Raw genomic sequence first — 23672 nt, forward strand, 5'->3', positions numbered from 1 at the left:
CGGGCCGCGGTCAGGGCGTCTCGGGGCCGTTGGGTGTCGGTGGAGTCTGCTGTTCCGTGACCACCGCCGCCTGGGGGCGGATCGGCAGGCGGTTGACCGGGCGGCCCGTCGCCGCGCGGACCGCCGAGGCGATCGCCGCCGGGGAGGCGACGACCGGGACGGTGCCGGCGGCCTTGGCGCCGAAGGGGGCGACCACGTCGCGTTCCTCGACGAGTTTGACGATGCGGATGTCGGGGGTGTCCAGGGAAGTGGGGAGGGCGTAACCGGTGAGGTCGGGGCGGCGGACGATGCCCTTGGGGGTGCGGAGGTTCTCGGTGAGGGCGGCGCCCACGCCCTGGGTGACGCCGGCCTCGATGCGGGCGGCGAGCTGGCGCGGGTTGAGGACGCGGCCGACGTCCTGGGCGACCGCGAGCTCCACGACCCGTACGGAGCCGATCTCGATGTCCACGTCGACGACCGCGCGGATCGCGCAGAACGCCATGCCGACGAAGGCGTCGCCCTGGCCAGACGCGTCCAGCGGCTCGGTCGGGTGCGGGCGGCACTGGGCCGTGGCCCAGAGCTCCTTGCCGTCCATGGCTTCCTCGACCGTGGTCGACAGGACGCCGTCGTACGACGTGATCTTGCCGTCGGCGATCTGGAGCAACTCCGTGGACATACCGAACTTGTGGGCGAGGGGCTGGAGGAGCTGGGTGCGGACCATCTTCGCCGCCCGTTCCACCGCTCCGCCGGAGACCCAGGTGTGGCGGCCCCGGCAGCCCGGGCCCGCCGGTGGCTGGTCCGTGTCGACCGGTGCCACGTGGACCTCGTCGATGCCCAGGGTCTCCTGGACGATCTGACGGGCGAGGGTGGTGAAGCCCTGACCCGTCTCGACCGCCGCGCAGATGACCGTGGCGACGCCGTTGTGGACCTTGACCGTGGCCGTGGAGACCTCGTCCGCGCCCTCGGCGCCGAGGACGTGCACCATGCCGATGCCGTAGCCGACGCCGCGCCGGACCGCGTCGGGCTCGCCCGCGCCCTCGGGGCCGCCGGGCAGCAGCCAGCCGTCCTCCGGGGTGTCCTTGGGCAGCGCGGGGAGGGGGAAGTCCCGTACGGAGGCGAGGAGTTCGGCCACCGGGGCGGGGCAGGTCACCGTCTGGCCGGTGGGGAGTACGTCGCCGGTCGCGAGGACGTTGCGCATGCGCAGCTCGGCCGGGTCGACGCCGAGCTTCTTCGCCAGCTTGTCCATCTGGGCCTCGTAGGCGGCGCAGACCTGGAGTGCGCCTTCGCCGCGTACGTGGCCGGAGGGCGGGTTGTTGGTGCGGACCGCCCAGCCTTCGATGGAGGCGTTCGGGATCACGTACGGGCCGCAGGCGAAGGCGACGGCCGCCGCGAGCGCGTCCGAGGACGTGTCCGCGTAGGCGCCGGAGTCGAGGAGGATCTGGGCCTCGACCTTGACGAGCCTGCCGTCCGCGTCCGCGTGGTGGCGGTAGCGCAGGAGGGTCGGGTGGCGGTGGGGGTGGCCGAGGAAGGACTCCTCACGGCTCGCCGTCAGCTTCACCGGGCAGCCGGTGCGCAGGGCGAGGAGGCCGAGCGGGAGGTGGAAGCTCTGGTCCTCGCGGTCGGCGGTCGCGCCGGGGACGCCGGTGACGACGACCTTCACCTGATCCGGGGTGAGGCCGTAGCGGGCGGCCGCCGCGTCGCGGTCGCCGTGCGGGTCGGTCGAGGCGATGTACAGCTCGACGCCGCCGTCGGGGCGGGGCACGGCGAGGCCCGCCTCCGCGCCGATGGGGGCCGGGTCCTGGCGGCCGATGCGGTACAGGCCCTCGACGACGACCTCGCCGGTCGCGTCGAGGTCGCCGTGGCGCAGCGGGATGTGGCGGACCAGGTTGCCGTCGGGGTGGAGGGGTTCGGCGGCGAACGCCTTCTCCGGGTCGGTGACCGGTTCGAGGACCTCGTACTCGACGATGATCGCGGCGGCCGCCATGCGGGCCGTGTCGGGGTGGTCGGCGGCGACCGCGGCGAGAGCCTCGCCGTGGTGGCGCACGACGTCGGAGGCGAAGACCGGGCGGTCCGCCGTGCGGTGCCCCGCGAGCGGGCCGCCGGGGACGTCCTCGTGGGTGACGACCGCGCGGACGCCGGGCATCTCACGCGCGTGGGTGGTGTCGATGGAGACCACGCGCGCGTGCGCGTGCGGGGAGCGCAGGACCGACGCCCACAGGAGCCCTTCGGCCCACAGGTCGGCGGCGTAGGGGAAGGTGCCCGCCGCCTTGGCGTCGGCCTCCACGGACGGCAGGCTCGCGCCGAGTCCGTGCGGGATCTCCTCCGTCGCGGGGGCCGCGGGGGTCTCCGTCGTCTCGCTGGTCACGCTCGGCCTCCGTCCCAACTGTCCCGGATGTCCTCACTCGACGCCGGGCCGCCCTGGTGCGGGATGAGCGGGGGCCCGTCCGGCGCGGTCCGCTCCGCCGCCTCCCCCGTCCCCGCGCCCTGCGCCGTGTCCACCGTCTCCGCCGTCTCGGCCGCCGCCTGCTGGGCGGCCTGGCGCGCGTCGGCGACCTGGCGCACGGCGTCGAGCACGCCCCGGTAGCCCGAGCAGCGGCACAGGTTGCCGCAGAGCGCCTGGCGGGCCTCCAGGTCGGTGGGGTTCGGGTTGCCTTCGAGCAGGTCGTGGACGGTCATCGCCATGCCGGGCACGCAGAAGCCGCACTGGACGGCACCGCACGCGGTCAGCGCGCGCTGCACGTCCGAGGCGCGGCCGTCCTCGGCGAGGCCCTCGACCGTACGGACCTCGCTGCCCGCGGTCGTCGCGGCGGGCACCAGGCAGGAGGCCACGAGGCGGCCGTCCACCTGCACGTTGCACGCGCCGCACTCGCCCTGCGAGCAGCCGTCCTTGGCGCCTGCCAGGCCGAGGCGTTCGCGCAGCACGTAGAGCAGCGACTCGCCGATCCAGGCGTCCGTCACGGGGCGGTCGGTGCCGTTCACCCGGAGGACGTAGCTGGTCATGGGGTGGTCGTCGTGCAGGGGGGCCGGGGCCGCGTCGGGTTCGGCGGCGGGCTCGGGGTCGACGGGCGTGGGGTCGGCGGGGGTGCCTTCAGCGGTCGCGCTCTCGGCGTTCGCGGCGTCCGCGGCACTCTCGGAGTTCGCGGCCTTGGCGTCGTCGCCGGGGGCGGCTACGGGACTGGGCTCGGCCTCGGAGCTGGGCTCGGCTGCGGGGCCGGGCTCGGCCTCGGAAGCGGGCTCGGCCACGAGACCCGGCTCGGCCACTGGGACGGACTGGGCCACGGGGTCGGCCTCGGCGACCGGGCTAGGCTCAGTCACGCCCCCCGGCTCGACCACTGGGCCGGACTGGAGCATGGGGCCGGCCTCAGCCACCGGGCTGGGCTCGGCCACCGGGCCCGGCTCGGCCCCGTTCGCGGTCTCGGGCACGTCCTGGGCGACCGGCTCGGGCGCCGCCTCGGCCACTGAACGGGGCTCCGGCTCCGGCACGACCGGAGCCTCGGGCTCGGGATCGGGCTCAGCCGCCTCCGGCTCCCCCACCGCCTCCTCCGCGACAGGCTCGGCCGCCCGCGCCCACGGTTCCGCCGCCCAGGGGGCCGGCGCGCCGCCGGGCAGCGTCGCGGGAGGGGTGCGGTCACCCCAGTGGGACGCCAGTGAAGAAGTGGTGTACTCGCCCGATTCGTCCGGCAGTTCGCCCTCGGCGACGGGGATCGACCACTGCCCCGTGTCACCGCCCGGCGCGAACCCGTACGGCTGCTGATGCGGTTCCGGCTCGGGCTGGGGCTCCGGCTCAGGCGCGGGTCCGGCCCCGTACGGCGCCCCCGCCACCCCGGTCAGCTCCGGCGGAAGCACCCACACCCCCGTGGCCGCCGGATCGGTCGCGGCGGCACCCGTGACCGGGCTCACCGTTATCTGCGGGGGCACGTAGCCGTGACCGGGCGCGGCGAGCGGCGCGTCCGGGAAGCCGTCGGGGGGCAGTTGGACGAAGGCCGTGGCGTCGGAGTCGTAGTCGCCCTGGGGCAGCGGCTGCCAGCCGTCCGCGTCCGGTGCGGCGTCCGGATCCGGTCCGTGGTACTCGTTCGTCACGACAGCGCCCTCCCAAGTGCACGTCGGGCCAGCGCGGCGACGGTGCGCCGCAGATGAGTTACGGCGGGCGGCAGCGCCTCCTGGGTGCCGTCCGGGGCCGGGGGCTGGTCGGGGATGCAGGCCGCGGCGACGTACTCGCCGAAGGCGTGCACGGCCTCGGGCACGAGCGCCCCGCGGTCGCCGTCCCAGTCGATGAGCGAGGCCACCCACTGCTCGGCCTCCAGGGGGCGCAGCGGCATCGGCGCGATGGCTCCGACGGCGCAGCGCACACCGCGCCGGGCGGGGTCGAGGACGAGGGCTACGGAGGCGGTGGCGCGTCCCGGGCCGGTGCGTCCCGTGGCCTTGAGGAAGACCTGCGGGGCGTGCAGCAGCGGCACGCGGACGAAGCCGATGAGCTCGCCGGGGCGCAGCATCTCCATCCCTGCGAGCAGGTGCGAGACGGGCACTTCGCGGCGGGCGCCCTGCGGCCCGGCGATGATCAACGTGGCTTCGAGGGCGGCGAGGACGGGCAGCGAGTCGTTGGTCGGGGCGGCGGAGGCGATGTTGCCGCCGAGGGTGCCCGCGTTGCGGATCTGGGGCGGGCCCGCCGCGCGCGCGGAGGCGGCGAGGGCGGGGATGAGGGCGGCGAAGTCGGGGCGGCCGATGCGGGCGTGGGTGAGGCCCGCGCCGAGGAGGGCGTGGCCGTCCTGGTACTGCCAGCCGCGGATCTCGCTGATCCGGTTGAGGCCGACGAGGGCGGCGGGGCGGAGTTGACCCGCGTTGACCTGGGCCATGAGGTCGGTGCCGCCGGCGACGGGCACGGCGGCGGGCATGGCCGCGAGGGCCGCGACCGCCTCGTCGAGCGAGGTCGGAAGTACCGCGGCCTGTGTCGCCTGCGGTGCGTGCGTGGTCAAACCGGCTGCCCCTTCCCGATGCCCGGCCGCGCGCCCGGCGGCCACGGTGGTGCTCACGTGGGCTGACGCCGCTCGCGTGACCGCCGTTCCCGCCGTTACGCCTGTTCCGCCGTACGGTACGTGCTGACAGGCCGGACGTGGCAACTCTGGCACATCTTCGCGGGCACCCGGAGTTGGGGTCCGGTAGGAGGCATTCGCCCCTTCCACCTGGGAGATGACCGTTATGCGGGGTTGATCGCCGGTGGGCTCTGATTGACCCGCTTCGGTGACCTTTGCGGCGTCGTACGGGGCCGGGCGCGGCGTCGTACGGGACGGGCGCGGCGGGCCGCCAAGGGGGCCGGGCCCGCCACGCGCGCGTGCCTCACACGTTCGGCGGCGCCCCCTCGATCGGGCGTCCGAGTACGCCGGGTCGACGCTGCCAGGGCAGGGGGCCGGACGGCGGCCGGTAGCCGACGCCGAGCGCGTCAAGTCGCCGGAAGTGGGAGGCCATCCGGCGCTCGAAGTCGGCGTAGTCGCGTTCGGCGGGCGCGGGCAGCTCGCTCCACGCCACCTCGCAGAACGCGGCCAGGCGCGGGAACGCCTGGTAGTCGACGCGCTGCTGGTTCTCCATCACCTCGGTCCACAGGTTGGCCTGGGTGCCGAGGACGTGGCGCGCCTCGGCCTCGGTCAACTGCGGCGGAACCGGTTCGAAGCGGTAGACGTCCTCCAGGGTGCGCACGAAGCCGATGGGGACCGGCTCGTCGTCGCCGGGTGCCTGCCGGTGGTCGAGGTAGACCTGCTGCTCGGGGCACATGACGACGTCGTGGCCCGCCTTGGCGGCGGTGATGCCGCCCCCGTAGCCGCGCCAGGAGGAGACGGCGGCGCCGGGCGCGAGGCCGCCCTCCAGGATCTCGTCCCAGCCGATGAGCCGACGGCCGCGCTCGCTCAGCCAGGTGTCGAAGTGGCGGATGAACCAGGACTGGAGTTCGTCCTCGTCCTTGAGGCCCAGCTCCTTGATGCGGGCCTGCGCGGTCGGTGACTGCCTCCACTGGTCCTTGGGGCACTCGTCGCCGCCTACGTGGATGAAGGTCGACGGGAAGAGGTCGAGCAGCTCCTCGAAGACGCCCTCGTAGAAGCGGAGTGTGGTGTCGGTGGGGGCGAGTACGTTCGGGTTGATGCCCCAGGTGTCCCAGACGGGGAGGGAGGACGTGTCGATGACGTCGGTGTTGCCGAGTTCCGGATACGCGTGGATGGCGGCCTGCGAGTGGCCCGGCAGGTCGATCTCGGGGACGACCGCGATATGGCGGGCGTGCGCGTAGGCGACGATCTCGCGGATGTCGTCCTGGGTGTAGAAGCCGCCGTGGGGCTTGTCGTCCCAGAGTTCGGAGGCGCGGTGGCCCCACTTGGTGCGCGTGCGCCAAGACGCGTCCTGCGTCAGCTTCGGGTACCGCTTGATCTCGACGCGCCAGCCCTGGTCGTCGCTGAGGTGGAAGTGGAAGACGTTCAGCTTGTGGGCGGCGAGCAGGTCGATGAAGCGTAGGACGCCGTCCTTGGGCATGAAGTGCCGGGCGACGTCGAGCATGGCGCCGCGCCAGCCGAAGCGGGGGCTGTCCTCGACGGTGACGTACGGGACGGCCCACTGCCGGCCGGCGGTGAGCGGTGCGCGGCGGAAGGCGTCCGGGCCGAGGAGTTGACGCAGCGTCTGGGCGCCCCAGAAGACGCCGGCCGCTCCGCCGCCGGCGAGGTCGACGCCGGTCTCCGTGACGCGCAGGCGGTAGCTCTCCGCGCCCAGGGACGGGTCGATCGCGAGCCGGATGGCGGCGGCGCCCTCGGTCTGCGGGGGCAGCGGGAGTTCGGTGACGGCGCCGAGGGTGCCGCGCAGCCAGCGGGCGGTGGGTTCGGTGCCCGCCCCCGCGCTGATGCCCGTACCGCTGTCGAGGACGTAGGAGCCGTCTCCGTCCGACGAGACGTGACGGGGTGCCGGAATCAGATCCAACAGATCCATGGAGGGAGACCTCTCAGTCCTTGACCGCGCCGCCGAGCCCGGACACCAGGCGCCGCTGTACGAGTACGAAGAAAACCAGTACCGGAATGGTCATCACGGTCGAGGCTGCCATGATTCCGCCCCAGTCGTTCTCGTCGGGTTTGAAGAAGACGAGCAGGGCCATCGGCAGCGTCGACTGGGACGTGTCGCTGATGATGAAGGACTTCGCGAAGAGGAAGTCGTTCCAGGTGGAGATGAAGGAGAAGACGCTCGTCGCCACAAGTCCCGGGAAGACGAGCGGGAAGAGGATCTGCCACAGGAACCTGGCGCGGCTCGCGCCGTCCAGATAGGCGGCTTCCTCAAGCGCTTCCGGCACCGCTTTCACGAAGCCCCTCAGCATCCAGATCGCGAAGGGCAGGGAGAAGGCGAGGTGCGGCAGGATCAGCGAGCCGAGCGTGTTGAGCTGCCCGAAGTCCCGCATCAGGAAGAAGAGTGGAATGGTCAGGGCCTCGACCGGCACCATCTGCGCGACGAGGAACATGATGAGCAGCGTCGTACGGAACCGGAAACGGAAGCGGGTCACCGCGGTCGCGGCGAGGAATGCGACGAGCGCGGAGACGATGACGACCGTGCCCGCCACGATGAGGCTGTTGACGAAATACCGCCCGAATTCCTCTTGTTGGAAGACGCGCCGGAAGGAGTCGAGGGACGGGGAGAACGTCCAGGGGCGTGGCTCGGTCGATTCGATCTCGCCCGCCGGTTTGAAGGCGCTGAGCACCATCCAATAGAGCGGGAAAGCGACGGCGATCGCGACAAGCAGCGCGGTGGCCTCGGCGGCGAGCCGCCAGGGGCGCCGGATGCGGAGTGCACGTACCGCCCTGACACCGGAAAGGCTCACAGTTCCCGCCCCTCTCTGCGCATGATCCGGAGATAGACGAGCGTGACGGCGAGCAGGATGACGAGCATCACGACGCCGATCGCGGAGCCGAGGCTGTATTCGCTGCCCGAGAAGGCTTTTTGGTAGGCGTAGACGTTCAGGACGAGGTTCTGGCCCGCGATGCCGCCGCCGTTCGTCATGACGTAGATCTGCGTGAAGACCTTGAAGTCCCAGATGATCGACTGGATGGTGACGACGACGAGGATCGGGCGGAGCATCGGCGCCATGACCGAGCGCCAGGTCCGCCACTGCGAGGCGCCGTCGAGGGAGGCCGCTTCGAGCACTTCGGCGGGGATCGCGCGGATGCCCGCGTACACGGTGACCATGACGAACGGGAAGCTGCACCACACCACTTCGAGCAGGACGAGCGCGAAGGCGCTGTACCGGCCGTACGTCCATGAGTGGTCGCCGAGTCCGAGGACCTTGTTGACGGGGCCAAAGTCCGGGTCGAAGAGGAAGACCCAGACGGTGGACCCGGTGATCGCCGGGGTGGCCCAGGCGCCGAGCGCGGCCAGCATCAGGGCGAGGCGGGGCACGGCCCGGACCCGGGTCAGGAGGACGGCGAGCGCGCAGCCGACGAGCAGGGTCGACAGGACGCAGGCCGCCGCGAAGAGCACGGTGGCGAGCAGGACCTGCCAGAACTGGCTGTCGGAGAAGAGGTGCTGGTAGTTGCCGAGCCCCTGGAAGGTAGCCGGTTCGCCGCCGCTGACCTGGGCCTGCGTGTACTCCAGGAAGGAGATCAGGCCGAGCTGGTAGATCGGGTAGACGAGAAGTCCACCGAGGAGGACCAGGGCGGGGGCGAGATAAAGCCAGGGGGTCCATCCAGCGCCCCGGGTTCCGCCCGGGAACCCGGCCTTGCCTCCGCCCCGGATTCCGCCAGGGGGCCCGGCCTTGATCCCGTCCCGGAGCCCGCCCAGGGTCCCGGCCTTGGTCCCGCCCGGGGATCCAGCCTTGCCTCCGCTCGGGGTCCCGGTCTTGCCTCCGCCCCGAATTCCGTCAGGCGACCCGGCCTTGCCCCCGTCCCGAATTCCGCCTGGGGATCCGGCCTCACCCCTGCCCCGGGCCTCACCCGGGACCCAGCCTCGGGCCTCGCCCCGGACCCCACCCCCGGGCCCGCCCCGGATCTCACCAGCGGGCCCGCCCTGGTTCTCACCGGAGGGCCTGGCGCCGTCCCCGGTTTGCGCGGAGCTCACCCGGTCGCTCCGAACGCCTCGTTCATTTTCTTTGTGGCGTCGGCGGAGGCGGTCTCCACGGTCTTACGGCCGCTGATGATCTCCTGGAACATGGTCGGCAGGACGAGTGAGGCGTCGATCTTCGCCCAGGCGGGCGAGGTGGGGACGAACTTGGTTCCGGCGCCGAGCGTCTTCACGAAGGGCTCGACGAACGGCTCCCGCTTGGCGACCTCCTCGCGGACGTCGGTGAAGGTCGGCAGGAAGCCCATGCCGTCGAAGAGGGCGCGCTGGGCGTCCTTCCCGGCGAGGCGCTTCATGAGGTCGACGGCGAGCGTGCGGTGCGAGGTGCTCTTCAGGACGCCGATGTTGTTGCCGCCTGCGAACGCGGGCGCGATCTCCCCGGCCTTGACGCCGGGCAGCGGCACGACCGCGTACGCGCCCGTGACCTTGCCGTCCTCCATGGCCTGGTGGCTGAAGTCGCCGCCGATCGCCATGGCGGCCTTGCCGGAGGCGAAGGCGGTGACGGTGTCGTTGCCGCCCATGCCCGCGCACTTGGCGGCGGGACAGTTGGCGTCGCCGAAGAGGGAGGTGTACGCCTTGATGCCCTTCTGGGCGGCGGGCGAGTCCAGGGTGCTGGTGTAGGTGTCGCCCTTCTTCTCGGCGAGGTCGCCGCCGTTGGCCCAGATGAAGGGCATCGCGCCGTACGTGTACGCGCCGCCGACCGCGAGACCGTACAGCTCGGGCCGCTCCTTGTGGATCTTCTTGGCGGTGGCGGCCAGCTCGTCCTGGGTCTTGGGGACGGATATGCCGAGGTCCTTGAAGACGTCGGTGCGGTAGTAGAGGGCGCGGGCGCCGACGAAGTACGGGGCGCCGTAGACCTTTCCGTCGACCGTCACGGATTCCTTGGCGGTCGGGTCGGTGTCCTTCGCCTCGGACCAGGAGCCGAACTCGGCGCTGACGTCGGCGAGTCCGCCGTCGCGCACGTACCCGGCGGTGTCGGTGTTGCCGTACTCGATGACGTCGGGCGCGCTCTTCGGGTCGTTGAAGGCGGCCTTGATCTTCTCGGCGCGGGTGTCGACGGGGATGTACTCGACCTTCACCTCGGCGCCGTCATGAGCCTTCTCGAAGGCGTCGACGGCGGCGTCGACGGACTTCTGCTTCGGCCCGTTGTTGACCTCCTGGAAGAGCCAGACGCGCAGCGTGCCGCTCTTGTCGTCCTTGGCGGAGCCGCTGTTGTCGGAGGTGCCGGGCGCGCAGGCGGTGGCGGCGGCCAGGACGAGCGCGCCAAGTGCCGTCAGCGGCGCGGCGGTTCTGCGCGGGAACTTCACGGGGAGCTTCAACGGAACGCCTCCGAGCTGTCGTTGCAACATACGCAATGATTGTTTCGCTGTGCACAACAGGGAGGAGGCTAGAAGGACTGGACCAGTGAGCGCAATGGTTTCCGTGAGGGAAGACACAAAGGCCCCCGGCGTGCGTCACCGCACACCAGGGGCCTTGAGGAACCTTCGAGGGCCTTCGGGGAAAGGTCGAGGAGAGAGCGGGTTACTTACCGCCGTCCTTGCCACCGTCCTTGTCGCCGCCCGCACCCATGGACTCGTAGATCTCCTTGCACATGGGACACACGGGGTACTTCTTCGGGTCGCGGCCCGGCACCCAGACCTTGCCGCAGAGCGCGACGACAGGCGTGCCGTCGAGAGCGCTCGCCATGATCTTGTCCTTCTGGACATAGTGGGCGAAGCGCTCGTGATCGCCGTCGCCGTGCGACGTCTGCGGCGTCGGCTCTACGAGGGTCCCCGTACCAGTCCCGCGCTCGGGCTCAAGAGTGCTCATAGCAGCCAAGGGTACTGAAGCCCGCGCCCAGGACGAAGGCCCGCCGCCGACGCCGCCTGAGCTGGTCAGTTGAGCGACGGGTCGTCCGGGTAGGTCGCCACCATCGCCAGTTCGCCGCGCTGGCGGCGCAGGACCGCGCGCCACAGGTTCTCGGGGCGGGTCGACGAGACGTCGCCGGGCTCGGACTCGACGACGTACCAGGCGCCTTCGGACAGCTCGTTCTCCAGCTGGCCGGGGCCCCAGCCCGCGTAACCGGCGAAGATGCGCAGCGAGCCGAGCGCCGCCGCCAGCAGTTCGGGCGGCGCCTCCAGGTCGACGAGGCCGATCGCACCGTGCACGCGGCGCCAGCCCAGCGGGCCGTCCTCACCGGGGATGACGGCGACGCCGAGCGCCGAGTCGAGGGAGACGGGGCCGCCCTGGAAGACGACACCGGGCTCGCCGGCGAGATCGGCCCAGCCCTCCAGGATGTCGCCGACGTCCACGGGGGTGGGCCGGTTGAGGACGACGCCGACCGAGCCCTCCTTGTCGTGGTCGAGGAGCAGCACCACCGCACGGTCGAAATTCGGGTCCGCCAGAGCGGGAGTGGCCACGAGCAACCGCCCTGTGAGCGAGGACACCTCGGTCATGCCAGACATGATCCCGCACTTTCCCCGGCCGCGGGGAGACAAGCGCGAGAACGACAAGACGGCAGCTCAGCGCGGCCACGGTCGCGCGGGCCGTGCGCGACCGGGGCGGTCACCCCTTGCGCCCTATTCGTAACGGTTCGTGTTGTAGCCAATTCATGACGGTCCGGAGCGCCCTCGGGCTGACAAGTGCGGCGCTCCGCGCGCTTACCCTTGTCCCTTGGCCCCCTGCCCACCCTCTTCGGAACGCGAGATACATGACCGTCACCGGCATTGACGACGTACTGATTGTCCACGGCGGAACCCCGCTGGAGGGCGAGATCCGGGTCCGCGGCGCCAAGAACCTGGTGCCCAAGGCCATGGTGGCCGCGTTGCTCGGCAGCGCTCCGAGCCGGCTGCGCAATGTCCCCGACATCCGTGACGTCCGGGTCGTACGCGGTCTGCTGCAACTGCACGGCGTGACGGTCCGCCCCGGTGAGGAGCCGGGCGAGCTGGTGATGGACCCCTCGCACGTGGAGTCGGCGAACGTCGCGGACATCGACGCCCACGCGGGCTCGTCCCGTATCCCGATCCTGCTCTGCGGCCCCCTGCTGCACCGCCTCGGCCACGCCTTCATCCCCGGCCTCGGCGGCTGCGACATCGGCGGCCGGCCGATCGACTTCCACTTCGAGGTGCTCCGCCAGTTCGGCGCGACGATCGAGAAGCGCGCCGACGGCCAGTACCTGGAGGCCCCGCAGCGGCTGCGCGGCACCAAGATCCGCCTGCCCTACCCCTCCGTGGGCGCCACCGAGCAGGTCCTGCTCACCGCCGTCCTCGCCGAGGGCGTGACGGAGCTCTCGAACGCGGCCGTCGAGCCGGAGATCGAGGACCTGATCTGCGTCCTGCAGAAAATGGGCGCGATCATCGCGATGGACACCGACCGCACCATCCGCATCACCGGTGTGGACAAGCTCGGCGGCTACACGCACCGCGCGCTCTCCGACCGCCTGGAGGCGGCCTCCTGGGCCTCGGCCGCCCTCGCCACCCACGGCAACATCTACGTGCGCGGCGCCCAGCAGCGCTCGATGATGACCTTCCTCAACACCTACCGCAAGGTCGGCGGCGCCTTCGAGATCGACGACGAGGGCATCCGCTTCTGGCACCCGGGCGGCCAGCTCAAGTCGATCGCGCTGGAGACGGACGTCCACCCCGGCTTCCAGACGGACTGGCAGCAGCCGCTCGTCGTGGCGCTCACGCAGGCCACCGGCCTGTCGATCGTGCACGAGACGGTGTACGAGTCCCGGCTCGGCTTCACCTCGGCCCTGAACCAGATGGGCGCGCACATCCAGCTCTACCGCGAGTGCCTGGGCGGCTCCGACTGCCGCTTCGGCCAGCGCAACTTCCTGCACTCGGCGGTCGTCTCGGGCCCGACCAAGCTGGAGGGGGCCGACCTGGTCATTCCCGACCTGCGCGGTGGCTTCTCGTACCTGATCGCGGCGCTCGCGGCGCAGGGCACGTCCCGGGTGCACGGGATCGATCTGATCAACCGGGGCTACGAGAACTTCATGGACAAGCTCATCGAGCTCGGGGCGAAGGTCGAACTTCCTGGCAAGGCGCTCGGCTAGTCGTCGCGTTCCCCGGCTCTACGGCGATGGGGCCCACCCGGATCATCCGGGTGGGCCCCATCGCCGTTCCGGCGGCTCAGAGGATGCCCCAGAGGCTTTCTCGGCCGTCTGCGGGTGCGCTGTGGCTGGTCGCGCAGTTCCCCGCGCCCCTGAGATGCGCACTTCGTGCGCCATCTCAGAAGGCGCGTGGAACGCGCCCTGATGGGGCTGCGGCGAAGCCGCATGCCCTCAGGGGCGCGGGGAACTGCGCGACCAGCCCCGACGGAGCCGCAGACGGCATCGAACCGGAATCCGGCAGACGCACCCCCGGAAAACCGGCGGGCGGCCACCCGGAACCCCGGATGACCGCCCGCCGCAAGATCGCCGAAGGCTACTTGCCCTTGGCGGCTTCCTTGAGCTTCGAGCCCGCGGAGACCTTCACGCTGTAACCGGCCGGGATGTCGATCGGGTCGCCGGTCTGCGGGTTACGAGCGGTGCGAGCGGCACGGTGGGTGCGCTCGAAGGTCAGGAAGCCGGGGATGGTGACCTTCTCGTCGCCCTTGGCAACGATCTCGCCGACGGTCTCGGCGAACGCGGCCAGCACGGCGTCGGCGTCCTTGCGGGTCACCTCGGCGCGGTCGGCCAGCGCGGCCACCAGCTCACTGCGGTTCATGTTTGTACTCCCGTGTTCTTCTTGCCGTTGAGGCGTGCCATACGGCCGGGCCGTATGTGGGGCAACAGCGAAGCCGATGCTGCCAGGGTCTCGGTCAGGCCCGGGACCCGGGGTCCGTATCGCAGGACCCTCGCGCCCGCTGGGGGCGCCCCCTGGACCACGTCCTTGGGGATGCATCCTGCCCCCACCAGCGGCGGTAAAGCCAATCCGGCGCTGACGGCATCACCTGGAAAGCCTTATTGCCCGGGGGCCGGGGGCGTGTCGGGCCTGCTCCCCGGCCACCCTAAGGGCCCCGGCGGGGCCCGTGATCCGCGACGCGCCGGGCCTCAGGCGGTCGTGGTGCCCGTCACAACGGTCCCGGCGGCCTTCGCGGCGTCGCGCACGGCGCCGGCGACGGCACCCGCGACCTTGTCGTTGAAGACGGACGGGATGATGTAGTTCGGGTTGAGCTCGTCCTCGGTCACGACGTCGGCCAGGGCCGTCGCGGCGGCCAGCATCATCTCGGTGTTGACCGTGCGCGACTGGGCGTCGAGCAGGCCGCGGAAGACGCCCGGGAAGACCAGCACGTTGTTGATCTGGTTGGGGAAGTCGGAGCGGCCGGTGGCGACGACGGCGGCCGTCTGGCGGGCGACCGCGGGGTCGACCTCGGGGTCCGGGTTCGCGAGCGCGAACACGATGGCGCCGTCGGCCATGGCGGAGACGTCGTCACCGTCCAGGACGTTCGGCGCGGAGACGCCGATGAAGACGTCGGCGCCGACGACGGCTTCCTTGAGGGTGCCGGTGAGGCCCTCGGGGTTGGTGTTGTCGGCGATCCAGCGCAGCGGCGAGTCCTTGTCGGCGTCCTTGAGGTCCTCGCGGTCGGCGTGGACGACGCCGTGGATGTCGGCGACGACGGCGTTCTTCACGCCCGCCGCGAGCAGCAGCTTGAGGATGGCGGTGCCGGCCGCGCCCGCGCCGGACATGACGACGCGGATGTCGCCCATGCCCTTGCCCGCCACGCGCAGGGCGTTGGTGAGGGCGGCGAGGACGACGATGGCGGTGCCGTGCTGGTCGTCGTGGAAGACGGGGATGTCGAGGGCCTCGCGCAGGCGCGCCTCGATCTCGAAGCAGCGGGGCGCGGAGATGTCCTCCAGGTTGATGCCCGCGAAGCCGGGGGCGATCGCCTTGACGATCTCGACGATGGCGTCGGTGTCCTGGGTGTCCAGGCAGATCGGCCAGGCGTCGATGTCGGCGAAGCGCTTGAAGAGGGCGGCCTTGCCCTCCATGACGGGCATGGCGGCCATCGGGCCGATGTTGCCGAGGCCGAGGACGGCGGAGCCGTCCGTCACGACCGCGACGGTGTTGCGCTTGATGGTCAGGCGCCGGGCGTCCTCGGGGTTCTCGGCGATCGCCATGCAGACGCGGGCCACACCCGGCGTGTAGACCATGGAGAGGTCGTCACGGTTGCGGATGGGGTGCTTGGACTGCATCTCGATCTTGCCGCCGAGGTGCATCAGGAACGTACGGTCGGAGACCTTCCCGAGCGTGACGCCCTCGATCTCGCGCAGCTCCGTGACGATCTCGTCCGCGTGCTTCGTGGAGCTGGCCGCGATCGTGACGTCGATCCGGAGCTTCTCGTGGCCGGAGGCGGTGACGTCGAGGCCGGTCACCGAGCCGCCGGAGGACTCCACGGCGGTGGTGAGCTGCGAGACAGCCGTACCGCTCGCGGGCACCTCCAACCGGACCGTCATCGAGTAGGAGACGCTGGGCGCCGTTGCCATGGCCGACTTCCTCTGCTTTCACCGTGTAGCTGTTGCCGTCCGATGCTCCCACCTACCGCCGAGTACGTGGTAGCCGCATCGGATTGTGAACCTTACGTTCACCGTATTTTCGGAATTGAGTTTCCACCATACGAGAAGTGCGGCGGGAGAGGAAGAGGGGCCGGAAACGACGAGAGGCTCACGCCACTGAGTGACGTGAGCCTCTCGCTCTCCGTTCATGACACCGACCCGCCATGCTCGCCTCGCGGCAAGTGGTCCCTCGAAGGGACGATGGTTGGGCCCGGGGGCTTGGATCGGGCCGGTGCCGCTTTCAACGGTAACACCGGCTGCTCCCGACACAAGAGTCCGTCGCGGAGTCAGTCGCGCAGCAGGTCCGGCACCCCGTTCGCGTCCGGTTCGTCCCGTTCCCCGGAGACCACGGTGAGCTGCTGCGTCGCGCGGGTCAGCGCCACGTACAGCACGCGCAGGCCCGCCGGGGACTCGTCGGCGATCTCCGCCGGGGAGACCACGACCGTCGCGTCGTACTCCAGGCCCTTGGCCTCCAGGGAGCCGAGCGCGACCACCCGCTCACCGAGCCCTTCCAGCCAGCGGGCCGCCTCCGCGCGGCGGTTCATCGCGACGACGACACCGACCGTGCCGTCGACCCGGTCGAGCAGACGCTGGGCCTCTTCCCGGACGGTGGCGCCGAGCCGGTCCCGTACGACCGCGAACCGCGGCTGGACGCCGGTGGAGCGGACCGCGGACGGGGACGGGGAGCCCGGCATCGCGAGCGCCAGGACCTTCGCGGCCAGCTCCGCGATCTCCGAGGGGTTGCGGTAGTTCACGGTCAGGGTGAAGCGGCGGCGCGGGCGGGTGCCGAGCGCCTCGTCGCGGGCGGCGGCCGCCTCGTCCGGGTCCGACCAGGACGACTGCGCCGGGTCGCCGACCACGGTCCAGGTGGCGTGGCGCCCCCGGCGGCCCACCATGCGCCACTGCATCGGCGTGAGGTCCTGCGCCTCGTCGACGATGACGTGCGCGTACTCGGTACGTTCCTGGGCGAGCCGCTCGGCGCGCTCGCGCTGGGACTCCTCGCGCTGCGGCATCAGCTCCTCAAGCCCGGTGAGCTGGTCCAGCGGGTCGTACTCGCGCTTCATCTTCGGGCGGGCCGGGGTGCCGAGGATGGCGTTCAGCTCGTCCAGGAGCGCCACGTCGTGCACGGACAGGGCGTCGCGCCGCAGGGACTTGGCGACCTTGCGGATCTCGCCCGGGTTCAGCACGCGCCGGGCCCAGCGGCCGAGGCGCCGCTCGTCGGACATGGCGGTGAGGACGGCGCGGGGCGTCAGCTCCGGCCACCAGGCGCTCAGGAACCGTACGAAGTCGTCCTCGCCCGTGATGTCGTCGTCGAAGGAGGAGCGCAGCTCGGCGGCGAGTTCCGGGTCCGTGTGGCGGCTGCCCGCGCCCGACTGCTCCCACAGGGCGTCGAGGAGGAGCTTGCGGGCGCGCGGGCGCAGGTGGTTGACCGGCGCCGTGCCGCTGAGGGCGGCCTGGCGGATGCGGTTGAGCTGGTCGGCCTCCAGCTCCAGGCGGCGGCCGAAGGCGACGACGCGGAGGCGGGTGGGGGTGCCGGCGGGGGCCGCCTCCTGCTCCTCGGAGTCGTCCAGGCTGAGCTGTTCCGCAGGGGCCGGACGCCCCGACTCCAAGGCGCCGCGCGCCGCCTTGCGCAGCACCTTCAGCATCCGCGAGGAGCCCTTGACGCGGGCGACGGCCGGGCTGTCGTACTCGGTGGCCTCGGCGCCGTCGACCAGGGAGCCGACCGCGCGGATCGCGACCTGGCCCTCCTCGCCGAGGGAGGGCAGGACACCCTCGGTGTAGGCGACGAGGAGCGGGGTGGGCGAGACGATGAGGATGCCGCCCGCGTACCGGCGGCGGTCCTGGTAGAGCAGGTAGGCGGCGCGGTGCAGCGCCACCGCCGTCTTGCCGGTGCCGGGCCCGCCCTCGACGTACGTGACCGAGGCGGCGGGGGCGCGGATCACCTGGTCCTGCTCGGCCTGGATCGAGGCGACGATGTCGCGCATCGAGTGGGAGCGGGCCTGGCCGAGCGCGGCCATCAGCGCGCCGTCGCCGATCGCGGGGAGCCGCTCGCCGTCCAGGTAGGCGGTCAGCTCGGGGCGCATCAGGTCGTCCTCGACGCCGAGCACCTTGCGGCCCTTGGAGCGGATCACGCGGCGGCGGACGACGCGGCCCGGGTCGACCGGTGTGGAGCGGTAGAACGGCGCGGCGGCCGGGGCCCGCCAGTCGATGACGAGCGGCGAGTAGTCGGCGTCCAGGACGCCGATGCGGCCGATGTGCAGCGTCTCGGCGATGTCGGCCGTGTTGTCCGGGCGGACGGCGCCCTCGGCCGGTTCGACCGCGGTGTACGCGCCGTCCGGGCCCTTCTTGCCGTCCTTGCCCCGGAGCAGGTCGATACGGCCGAAGAGGAAGTCCTCGAACTCGTTGTTGAGCCGGCTGAGGTGGATGCCGGCGCGGAAGACCTGGGCGTCCCGCTCGGCGAGCGCGCCGGGCGTGCCGACCTGCCCGCGCTTGGCGGCGTCGTCCATCAGGAACTCCGCCTCGTGGATCTTCTCTTCCAGACGGCGGTAGACGGCGTCGAGATGGTGCTGTTCGACACCGATCTCGCGGTCACGAACGGAGTCCGTATCCGAGTCCACCGCCGGATCCACCGCTGGATCCTGCTGAGCCTGAGCGGCCACCGGGCCCCCTTCTGACGTGCTGGGCAGCCGTCAAAGGTACGCGAAAGGGGGCCGGGCGGCTACGTCGGAGGGCGGCGACCCGGCGGCGAGGTCACGCGCGTACCTCCACCAGTCGCTTCCCGTCGAGCGTCTCGACCTCGAAACGGGCGATCTGATCGCGGTCGAAGGCGGCGCCCCCGTGCACGTACAGCGGGTAGGTGGCGTCCTCGTGCGGGCTGTCCTTGATGCCGTAGCCCCACTTCGGGACGGACCAGGTGGTGACCGTCTCGCGCGAGCCGTTCTTGCCGACCGCGACGAGGCTGCACTTCAGCGGGCCCTTCACATTCTTGAGCTGGAGGACCGTGTGCGTCCCCCACGCCTTGTCCTCCATCCCGACGGTCGCGCTGACCTTCGTCGTCGCGTCCGTGCCCGACACCTTCTCGTCCATGTGGTGGAAGAAGGCGTCCTCGGCGGGGCTCGTGGGGTGCGGCTCCGCGACGCTCTGGGAGTCGCCGCCGTCGGAGACCGCCATGACCGTCAGCGGGCCGCCGATGATCAGCGCCGCCGCTGCCGCCACCAGGTACAGGGAGCGGCGCCGCCTGCGCCCGCGCCTGCGCGCGACCTCACCGGCCAGCGACTCCGCGAGCCGGTGGCTGGGCGCCGCGGCCAGGGACTCCCCGACCCGGCGCACGGCGGACGCGTCCCGCCGGGGCGGCAGATCGGCGAGGGCCGCGAGCATCGGCTCCATCCCCGCGAACTCCTCCAGGCGCGCCGCGCACACCTCGCACCCCGCGAGATGGGCCTCGAAGGCGCTCGCCTCGGCGTCGTCGAGCACGCCGAGGACGTACGCGCCGACCGCCTCGTGCACGTCACCCGCCGGACCGTGCCCGGCCGGACCGCTCGCCCCGTACGCCGACGTCATGCCGTCACCCCCCGCTCCTCAAGCGCCAGCTTCATCGAGCGCAGCGCGTAGAACACGCGGGAGCGCACCGTGCCGCTGGGGATGCCGAGCGTCTCGGCCGCCTCATTGACCGTACGCCCCTTGAAGTACGTCTCCACGAGCACTTCGCGGTGCGCGGGGGTCAGGTCCTCCAGGGCGTCGGAGAGTGTCATCAGCCACAGCGCCTTGTCGATCTCGTCCTCCGCGGGGATGACCTCCAGCGGTGACGCGTCGACCTCCTGCGGCCGGGCCTGCCGGCTGCGGTGGCCGTCGATGACGATGCGTCGGGCGACCGTCACCAGCCAGGGGCGTACCGAGCCGGTCGCACGGTTGAGCTGACCGGCGTTCTTCCAGGCGCGGATGAGCGTCTCCTGCACGACATCCTCGGCGCGCTGCCGGTCCCCCGCGACCAGCCGCAGCACATAGGCGAGGAGGGGCCGCGCGTGCTCGGCGTAGAGCGCGCGCATCAGCTCCTCGTCCGGCTCCGGCGGCCGGGGCGCACGATGCCGGGCCCGGGGAGGGCGTTCATCGGCCACGGCGGAATCCTTGCGCACGCCTACCTCCGGTGTCCCCGGTTCGACGATCCGGCCGTCTTTTTTCGGCTGGGTTCACGGGAGGGATACGTAGACGAACGCGCGTGCGTTCAAGGGCAGTTCGACAAAGTGCGCTCAGGCGCGCGCGAGGGCCGCCCTGCGGCGGTGCCGGGCCACGCGTTCCCGGTTGCCGCAGACCTCGCTGGAGCACCAGCGGCGCCTGCGGCCCCGGGAGGTGTCGAGGTAGATGATCGGGCAGTTGTCGCCCTCGCACTGACGCAGGCAGCCGCGGACGGCCGGGTCGGTGAGCAGGTCCACGACGTCCCGGGCGACGGCCGCGAGCAGCGCCGGGCAGCCCGGGGCGTCGTGCAGGGCGCGGACGAGGGCGCCGTCGGCGGTGCGGACGGCGCGGGGCGCGGGCGGGGCGGCGCGGGCGAGCAGGTTGACGCGTTCGAGGGCGGCGGGAGCGGGGCGGCCCGCCAGCTCGCCCCGTACCAACTGGGCGATGTGGACGCGCAGTTCACGGAAGGCGGCGAGCCAGGCCGGGGTGCACGCGGCGAGCGCGGCGGGATCGGGGACGAGGCCCGCGCCGACGAGCCAGGCGCGCAGACGGTCGGGGGAGGTGAGGCGTTCGCCGGGGTGTGCGGTGGCGACCAGGTCCAGGCAGAGGCGTCCGGAGTCGAACCGCAACTCAGGGAGCGGGGAGAGGGAGGGCCCTGTGGGTACTGCTGCCATGCCCTCTACAGTGCCCGCCCCACCGCCCCGCCGGAACCCCCGGTAACGGCGGGCTACGTGCGCAGGTGCCGGGGCGGGCCCGTGTGCAGCAGCCGCTGGAAGAGGAGGTGGTCGCGCCACTCCCCCGCGATGAACAGATAGGCGGGCGCCCTGCCGTACTCGACGAAGCCGCACTTGGCGAGCACACGCTGCGACGCCTTGTTGTCGGTAAGGGCGCTCGCCTCGACGCGGTGCAGGCCCAGCTCGTCGCGGGCGGCGCGGCAGATCTCCTCGACGGCCGCGGAGACCAGCCCGCGCCCGGTGTACTCGGCGTCGGCCCAGTAGCCGAGACTTCCGCTGCACAGCGGCCCGAGCACGATCCCGCTCAGCATGAGGCGCCCGACGACCCGCTCCCCGTCGACCAGCAGCCACGTCGCGCTGTTCGGCTCGGTGATCCGCTCGGCCTGCCCGGCCGCCGTGTAGAACTCGGGCCGCCGCGGCGGCTCGGTGGCGCTCAGGTGCTCCCGGTTGCGCAGATAGGCGTCGGCGAGAGCCTGGGCGTCCGAGGGGACGGCCGGCCGCAGCTCGACGGTGTCGGTGATCAGCATGTGCGTACGGTACGCGCGGGGGTCCGGGCCGCCCCGCTCACCCGTCGGCGTACTTGGCGTCCGCCGATGCCGGGTCGAGCGCGAGGCGGTAGCCCCGCTTCACCACCGTCTGGATCAGCTTCGGGGCGCCGAGGGCCGACCTGAGGCGGGTCATCGCCGTCTCCACCGCGTGCTCGTCGGTGCCCGCGCCCGGCAGCGCGCGCAGGAGATCGGCGCGGGACACCACCCAGCCGGGGCGGCGCGCCAGGGAGCGCAGGAGGGCCATGCCGGCGGGCGGCACCGGGCGGAGGTCGCCGTCGACCACGACGGCGTGGCCGCGGATCTCCAGGCGGTGCCCGGCGACGGGCAGCGTCCGGGCGCGGGACGGCAGTTCGTGGCAGAGCAGCTGGACGAGCGGGCCCAGCCGGAAGCGCTCGGGCTGCACCGTGGGCACCCCGCGGTCCTGGAGCGGCAGCGCCGTGACCGGGCCGACGCACGCCGGGACCACCTCGTGCCCGAGGGCCGTGAGGAGGTCGGGGAGCCGGCCGCGCTCCTCGGCCCGGTTCAGGAACGAGGCGGCCGCCGGTGCGGAGGTGAACGTCAGCGCGTCCACGCCCCGGGCCACGGTCGCGTCCAGGAGCCGGTCGAGGGGGCCGATGTCCTCCGGCGGCATCCATCGGTACACGGGCACGCCCACCACCTCGGCGCCGGCCTCCCGCAGCGCCTCCACGAAGCCGGGCAGGGGCTCGCCGTGCAGCTGGACCGCGACCCGCCGGTCCTGCACGCCCTCGGCCAGGAGCCGGTCGAGCACCTCCGCCATCGACTCCGACGACGGCGACCACTCCTCCGTGAGGCCCGCCGCGCGGACCGCGCCCTTCACCTTCGGCCCGCGCGCGAGGATCTCCACGGCCCGCAGGCGGGCGAGCAGCGCCTCGCCGAGACCCCAGCCGTCGGCGGCCTCGACCCAGCCGCGGAAGCCGATCGCGGTGGTGGCGACCACGATGTCGGGGGCGTGGTCGAGGAGTTCCTTGGTCGCGGCGAGGAGTTCGCTGTCGTCGGCGAGCGGCACGATCCGCAGCGCGGGCGCGTGCAGCACGGTGGCGCCGCGCCGCTTCAGGAGCGCGCCCAGTTCGTCGGCGCGGCGCGCGGCGGTGACGCCCACGGTGAACCCGGCGAGCGGACCGTGCGCCCGCGCCGCCCCGGGGGCCTGCTGTTCGTCGTCCATGCTGGTTCTCGTCCCGCTCGACGGTCGTGTCGGTGCCGCCCGAGCCTGCCAACTCGGCGTGACGGGCCCGGATCGGCGCGATTGCGTACGTGTTACGGGCCCGGCGCTCACACCTCGGCGTAGCTCAGCCGCGGCGTCGCATAGCGCGCCGCCGAACCCCGAAGGTATACGGCCCACGTCACCGCCGTGCACACCGCGTAGAAGACGAGGAAGGAGACGAAGGCGCCGGTGCCGGTGCCCGCCGTCTGGAACGACTGGCGGAACGCGAGGTTGATGCCGAGACCGCCGAGCGCCCCGACCGCGCCGATCAGCCCCATGGAGGCGCCGGAGAGCCGCCGCCCGTACGCGGCCGCCTCCTCGCCGGTGAGGCCGAGGCCGAGCGCCTTGGCGTGGAAGATGCCGGGGATCATCTTGTACGTGGACCCGTTGCCGAGCCCGCTCAGCACGAACACCACGATGAAGGCGACGGTGAACAGGGCCAGGGACTCCCGTACGGACGCCAGGATCACCACGGCGGTCGCGGCGCCCATCGCCACGAAGTTCCCCAGCGTGATGCGCGCCCCGCCGAACCGGTCCGCGAGCCGCCCGCCGACCGGCCTGACCAGCGAGCCGAGCAGCGGCCCGATGAAGGTGACACCGGCCGCCTGGAGCGGCGTACGGCCGAACTGGGTCTGCAGGACGAGACCGAAGGCGAACGAGTAGCCGATGAACGAGCCGAACGTGCCGACGTAGAGGAACGCCATGATCCAGGTGTGCGGGTCCCTGGCGGCGTCGCGCGCGGCGCCGGTGTCGTTCTTCACCGTCGCCAGGTTGTCCATGTACAGCGCCGCGCAGACCGCCGAGACGACGATCAGCGGGAGATAGACGCCGAGCAGGACGCGCGGGCCGCCGCCCGCGCCGATGACGGCGAGCGCGGTGAGCTGGATGACGGGGACGCCGATGTTGCCGCCACCCGCGTTCAGGCCGAGCGCCCACCCCTTCTTCCGCAGCGGGAAGAAGGAGTTGATGTTCGTCATGGAGGAGGCGAAGTTGCCGCCGCCCACACCGGTGAGCGCCGCGCACACCATGAACGTGCTGTACGAGGTCCCGGGCTCCATCACGACGAACGCCAAGGCGGCCGGGGCCAGCAGCAGGCTCGCCGAGATCACCGTCCACGTGCGCCCGCCGAACACGGCGACGGCGAACGTGTAGGGCACGCGCGCGAAGGCGCCGACCAGCGTGGCCATCGAGACGAGGAAGAACTTGCCCGCGGGGTCGATGCCGTACTCGGGCCCCATGAACAGGACCATCACCGACCACAGGGACCAGACGGAGAACCCGATGTGCTCGGAGAGGACGGAGAAGACGAGATTGCGCCGCGCCACCTTGGCGCCCGTCTCCGCCCAGAACCTCTCGTCCTCGGGATCCCACCGCTCGACCCACTCCCGATCCCGGCTCCAGCCTGCCATCCACGCCTCCAGGGTCACGGTTCC

General features: G+C 72.2%; 19 protein-coding genes. 1 reads left to right on the forward strand and 18 read right to left on the reverse strand.

Annotated features, from left to right (window positions below; translation table 11 throughout):
* Nucleotides 1–10: 10 nt before the first annotated feature.
* The 9 genes from ABZ877_RS15600 to ABZ877_RS15640 all read right to left on the reverse strand — a co-directional run bounded on the left by ABZ877_RS15600 (nucleotide 11) and on the right by ABZ877_RS15640 (nucleotide 11480).
* Nucleotides 11–2344 carry a molybdopterin cofactor-binding domain-containing protein gene (locus tag ABZ877_RS15600; protein WP_361070276.1) on the reverse strand — a complete coding sequence of 778 codons (2334 nt, stop codon included), beginning with the start codon at nucleotides 2342–2344 and terminating at the stop codon, nucleotides 11–13.
* Complete coding sequence (locus tag ABZ877_RS15605) at nucleotides 2341–4059, reverse strand: 2Fe-2S iron-sulfur cluster-binding protein (protein WP_361070279.1); 1719 nt, start codon at nucleotides 4057–4059, stop codon at nucleotides 2341–2343. The genes ABZ877_RS15600 and ABZ877_RS15605 overlap by 4 nt, the downstream gene beginning before the upstream one ends.
* A complete protein-coding gene (locus tag ABZ877_RS15610; protein ID WP_361070282.1) occupies nucleotides 4056–4952 on the reverse strand; it encodes an FAD binding domain-containing protein in 897 nt (298 codons plus the stop codon). The genes ABZ877_RS15605 and ABZ877_RS15610 overlap by 4 nt, the downstream gene beginning before the upstream one ends.
* 361 nt (nucleotides 4953–5313) lie before the next feature.
* Nucleotides 5314–6936: a beta-N-acetylhexosaminidase gene (locus ABZ877_RS15615; protein ID WP_361070285.1), complete on the reverse strand. Its 1623-nt coding sequence runs from the start codon at nucleotides 6934–6936 to the stop codon at nucleotides 5314–5316.
* 13 nt (nucleotides 6937–6949) lie between these two features.
* Nucleotides 6950–7813, reverse strand: a complete 864-nt coding sequence (locus tag ABZ877_RS15620; RefSeq protein WP_361070288.1) for a carbohydrate ABC transporter permease — start codon at nucleotides 7811–7813, stop codon at nucleotides 6950–6952.
* Nucleotides 7810–8724 (reverse strand): sugar ABC transporter permease, encoded by a 915-nt coding sequence (locus tag ABZ877_RS15625; protein WP_361070507.1) that lies wholly within the window; start codon nucleotides 8722–8724, stop codon nucleotides 7810–7812. Before ABZ877_RS15625 ends, ABZ877_RS15620 begins: the two co-directional genes overlap by 4 nt.
* Before the next feature lie 317 nt (nucleotides 8725–9041).
* Nucleotides 9042–10394: an extracellular solute-binding protein gene (locus ABZ877_RS15630; protein ID WP_361070290.1), complete on the reverse strand. Its 1353-nt coding sequence runs from the start codon at nucleotides 10392–10394 to the stop codon at nucleotides 9042–9044.
* A 172-nt stretch (nucleotides 10395–10566) separates the two neighbouring features.
* Entirely contained in the window at nucleotides 10567–10854 is a 288-nt protein-coding gene (locus ABZ877_RS15635) for a DUF3039 domain-containing protein (RefSeq protein ID WP_361070292.1), read from the reverse strand.
* A 65-nt stretch (nucleotides 10855–10919) separates the two neighbouring features.
* Nucleotides 10920–11480 carry a YqgE/AlgH family protein gene (locus ABZ877_RS15640; protein ID WP_361070294.1) on the reverse strand — a complete coding sequence of 187 codons (561 nt, stop codon included), beginning with the start codon at nucleotides 11478–11480 and terminating at the stop codon, nucleotides 10920–10922.
* A gap of 254 nt (nucleotides 11481–11734) precedes the next feature.
* Here ABZ877_RS15640 and murA point away from each other — a divergent pair, with 254 nt between their 5' ends.
* Nucleotides 11735–13081, forward strand: coding sequence for a UDP-N-acetylglucosamine 1-carboxyvinyltransferase (gene murA / locus ABZ877_RS15645; RefSeq protein WP_361070296.1), 1347 nt, complete (start codon nucleotides 11735–11737; stop codon nucleotides 13079–13081).
* A gap of 370 nt (nucleotides 13082–13451) precedes the next feature.
* Here murA and ABZ877_RS15650 read toward each other — a convergent pair whose 3' ends face one another.
* The 9 genes from ABZ877_RS15650 to ABZ877_RS15690 form a co-directional block, all read right to left on the reverse strand.
* Entirely contained in the window at nucleotides 13452–13733 is a 282-nt protein-coding gene (locus ABZ877_RS15650; protein ID WP_006374476.1) for an HU family DNA-binding protein, read from the reverse strand.
* 326 nt (nucleotides 13734–14059) lie between these two features.
* Nucleotides 14060–15493 carry an NAD-dependent malic enzyme gene (locus ABZ877_RS15655; protein WP_361070299.1) on the reverse strand — a complete coding sequence of 478 codons (1434 nt, stop codon included), beginning with the start codon at nucleotides 15491–15493 and terminating at the stop codon, nucleotides 14060–14062.
* A 356-nt stretch (nucleotides 15494–15849) separates the two neighbouring features.
* Nucleotides 15850–18222 carry a UvrD-helicase domain-containing protein gene (locus ABZ877_RS15660; RefSeq protein WP_361070301.1) on the reverse strand — a complete coding sequence of 791 codons (2373 nt, stop codon included), beginning with the start codon at nucleotides 18220–18222 and terminating at the stop codon, nucleotides 15850–15852.
* A 91-nt stretch (nucleotides 18223–18313) separates the two neighbouring features.
* The gene (locus tag ABZ877_RS15665; protein WP_361070304.1) at nucleotides 18314–19123 is read right to left on the reverse strand and encodes a zf-HC2 domain-containing protein; all 810 of its coding nucleotides are present in this window, start codon (nucleotides 19121–19123) and stop codon (nucleotides 18314–18316) included.
* The gene (locus ABZ877_RS15670) at nucleotides 19120–19695 is read right to left on the reverse strand and encodes a sigma-70 family RNA polymerase sigma factor (protein WP_324774160.1); all 576 of its coding nucleotides are present in this window, start codon (nucleotides 19693–19695) and stop codon (nucleotides 19120–19122) included. The genes ABZ877_RS15665 and ABZ877_RS15670 overlap by 4 nt, the downstream gene beginning before the upstream one ends.
* A gap of 114 nt (nucleotides 19696–19809) precedes the next feature.
* A complete protein-coding gene (locus ABZ877_RS15675; RefSeq protein ID WP_361070308.1) occupies nucleotides 19810–20409 on the reverse strand; it encodes an ABATE domain-containing protein in 600 nt (199 codons plus the stop codon).
* 53 nt (nucleotides 20410–20462) lie between these two features.
* Nucleotides 20463–20996: a GNAT family protein gene (locus ABZ877_RS15680; protein ID WP_361070311.1), complete on the reverse strand. Its 534-nt coding sequence runs from the start codon at nucleotides 20994–20996 to the stop codon at nucleotides 20463–20465.
* Between the two features lie 37 nt (nucleotides 20997–21033).
* Complete coding sequence (locus tag ABZ877_RS15685) at nucleotides 21034–22200, reverse strand: uroporphyrinogen-III synthase (protein ID WP_361070314.1); 1167 nt, start codon at nucleotides 22198–22200, stop codon at nucleotides 21034–21036.
* A gap of 107 nt (nucleotides 22201–22307) precedes the next feature.
* A complete protein-coding gene (locus ABZ877_RS15690) occupies nucleotides 22308–23648 on the reverse strand; it encodes a nitrate/nitrite transporter (RefSeq protein ID WP_361070317.1) in 1341 nt (446 codons plus the stop codon).
* Between the last annotated feature and the right edge of the window lie 24 nt (nucleotides 23649–23672).

The sequence above is a fragment of the Streptomyces sp. NPDC046939 genome, assembly GCF_040644575.1.
Lineage (GTDB): Bacteria > Actinomycetota > Actinomycetes > Streptomycetales > Streptomycetaceae > Streptomyces.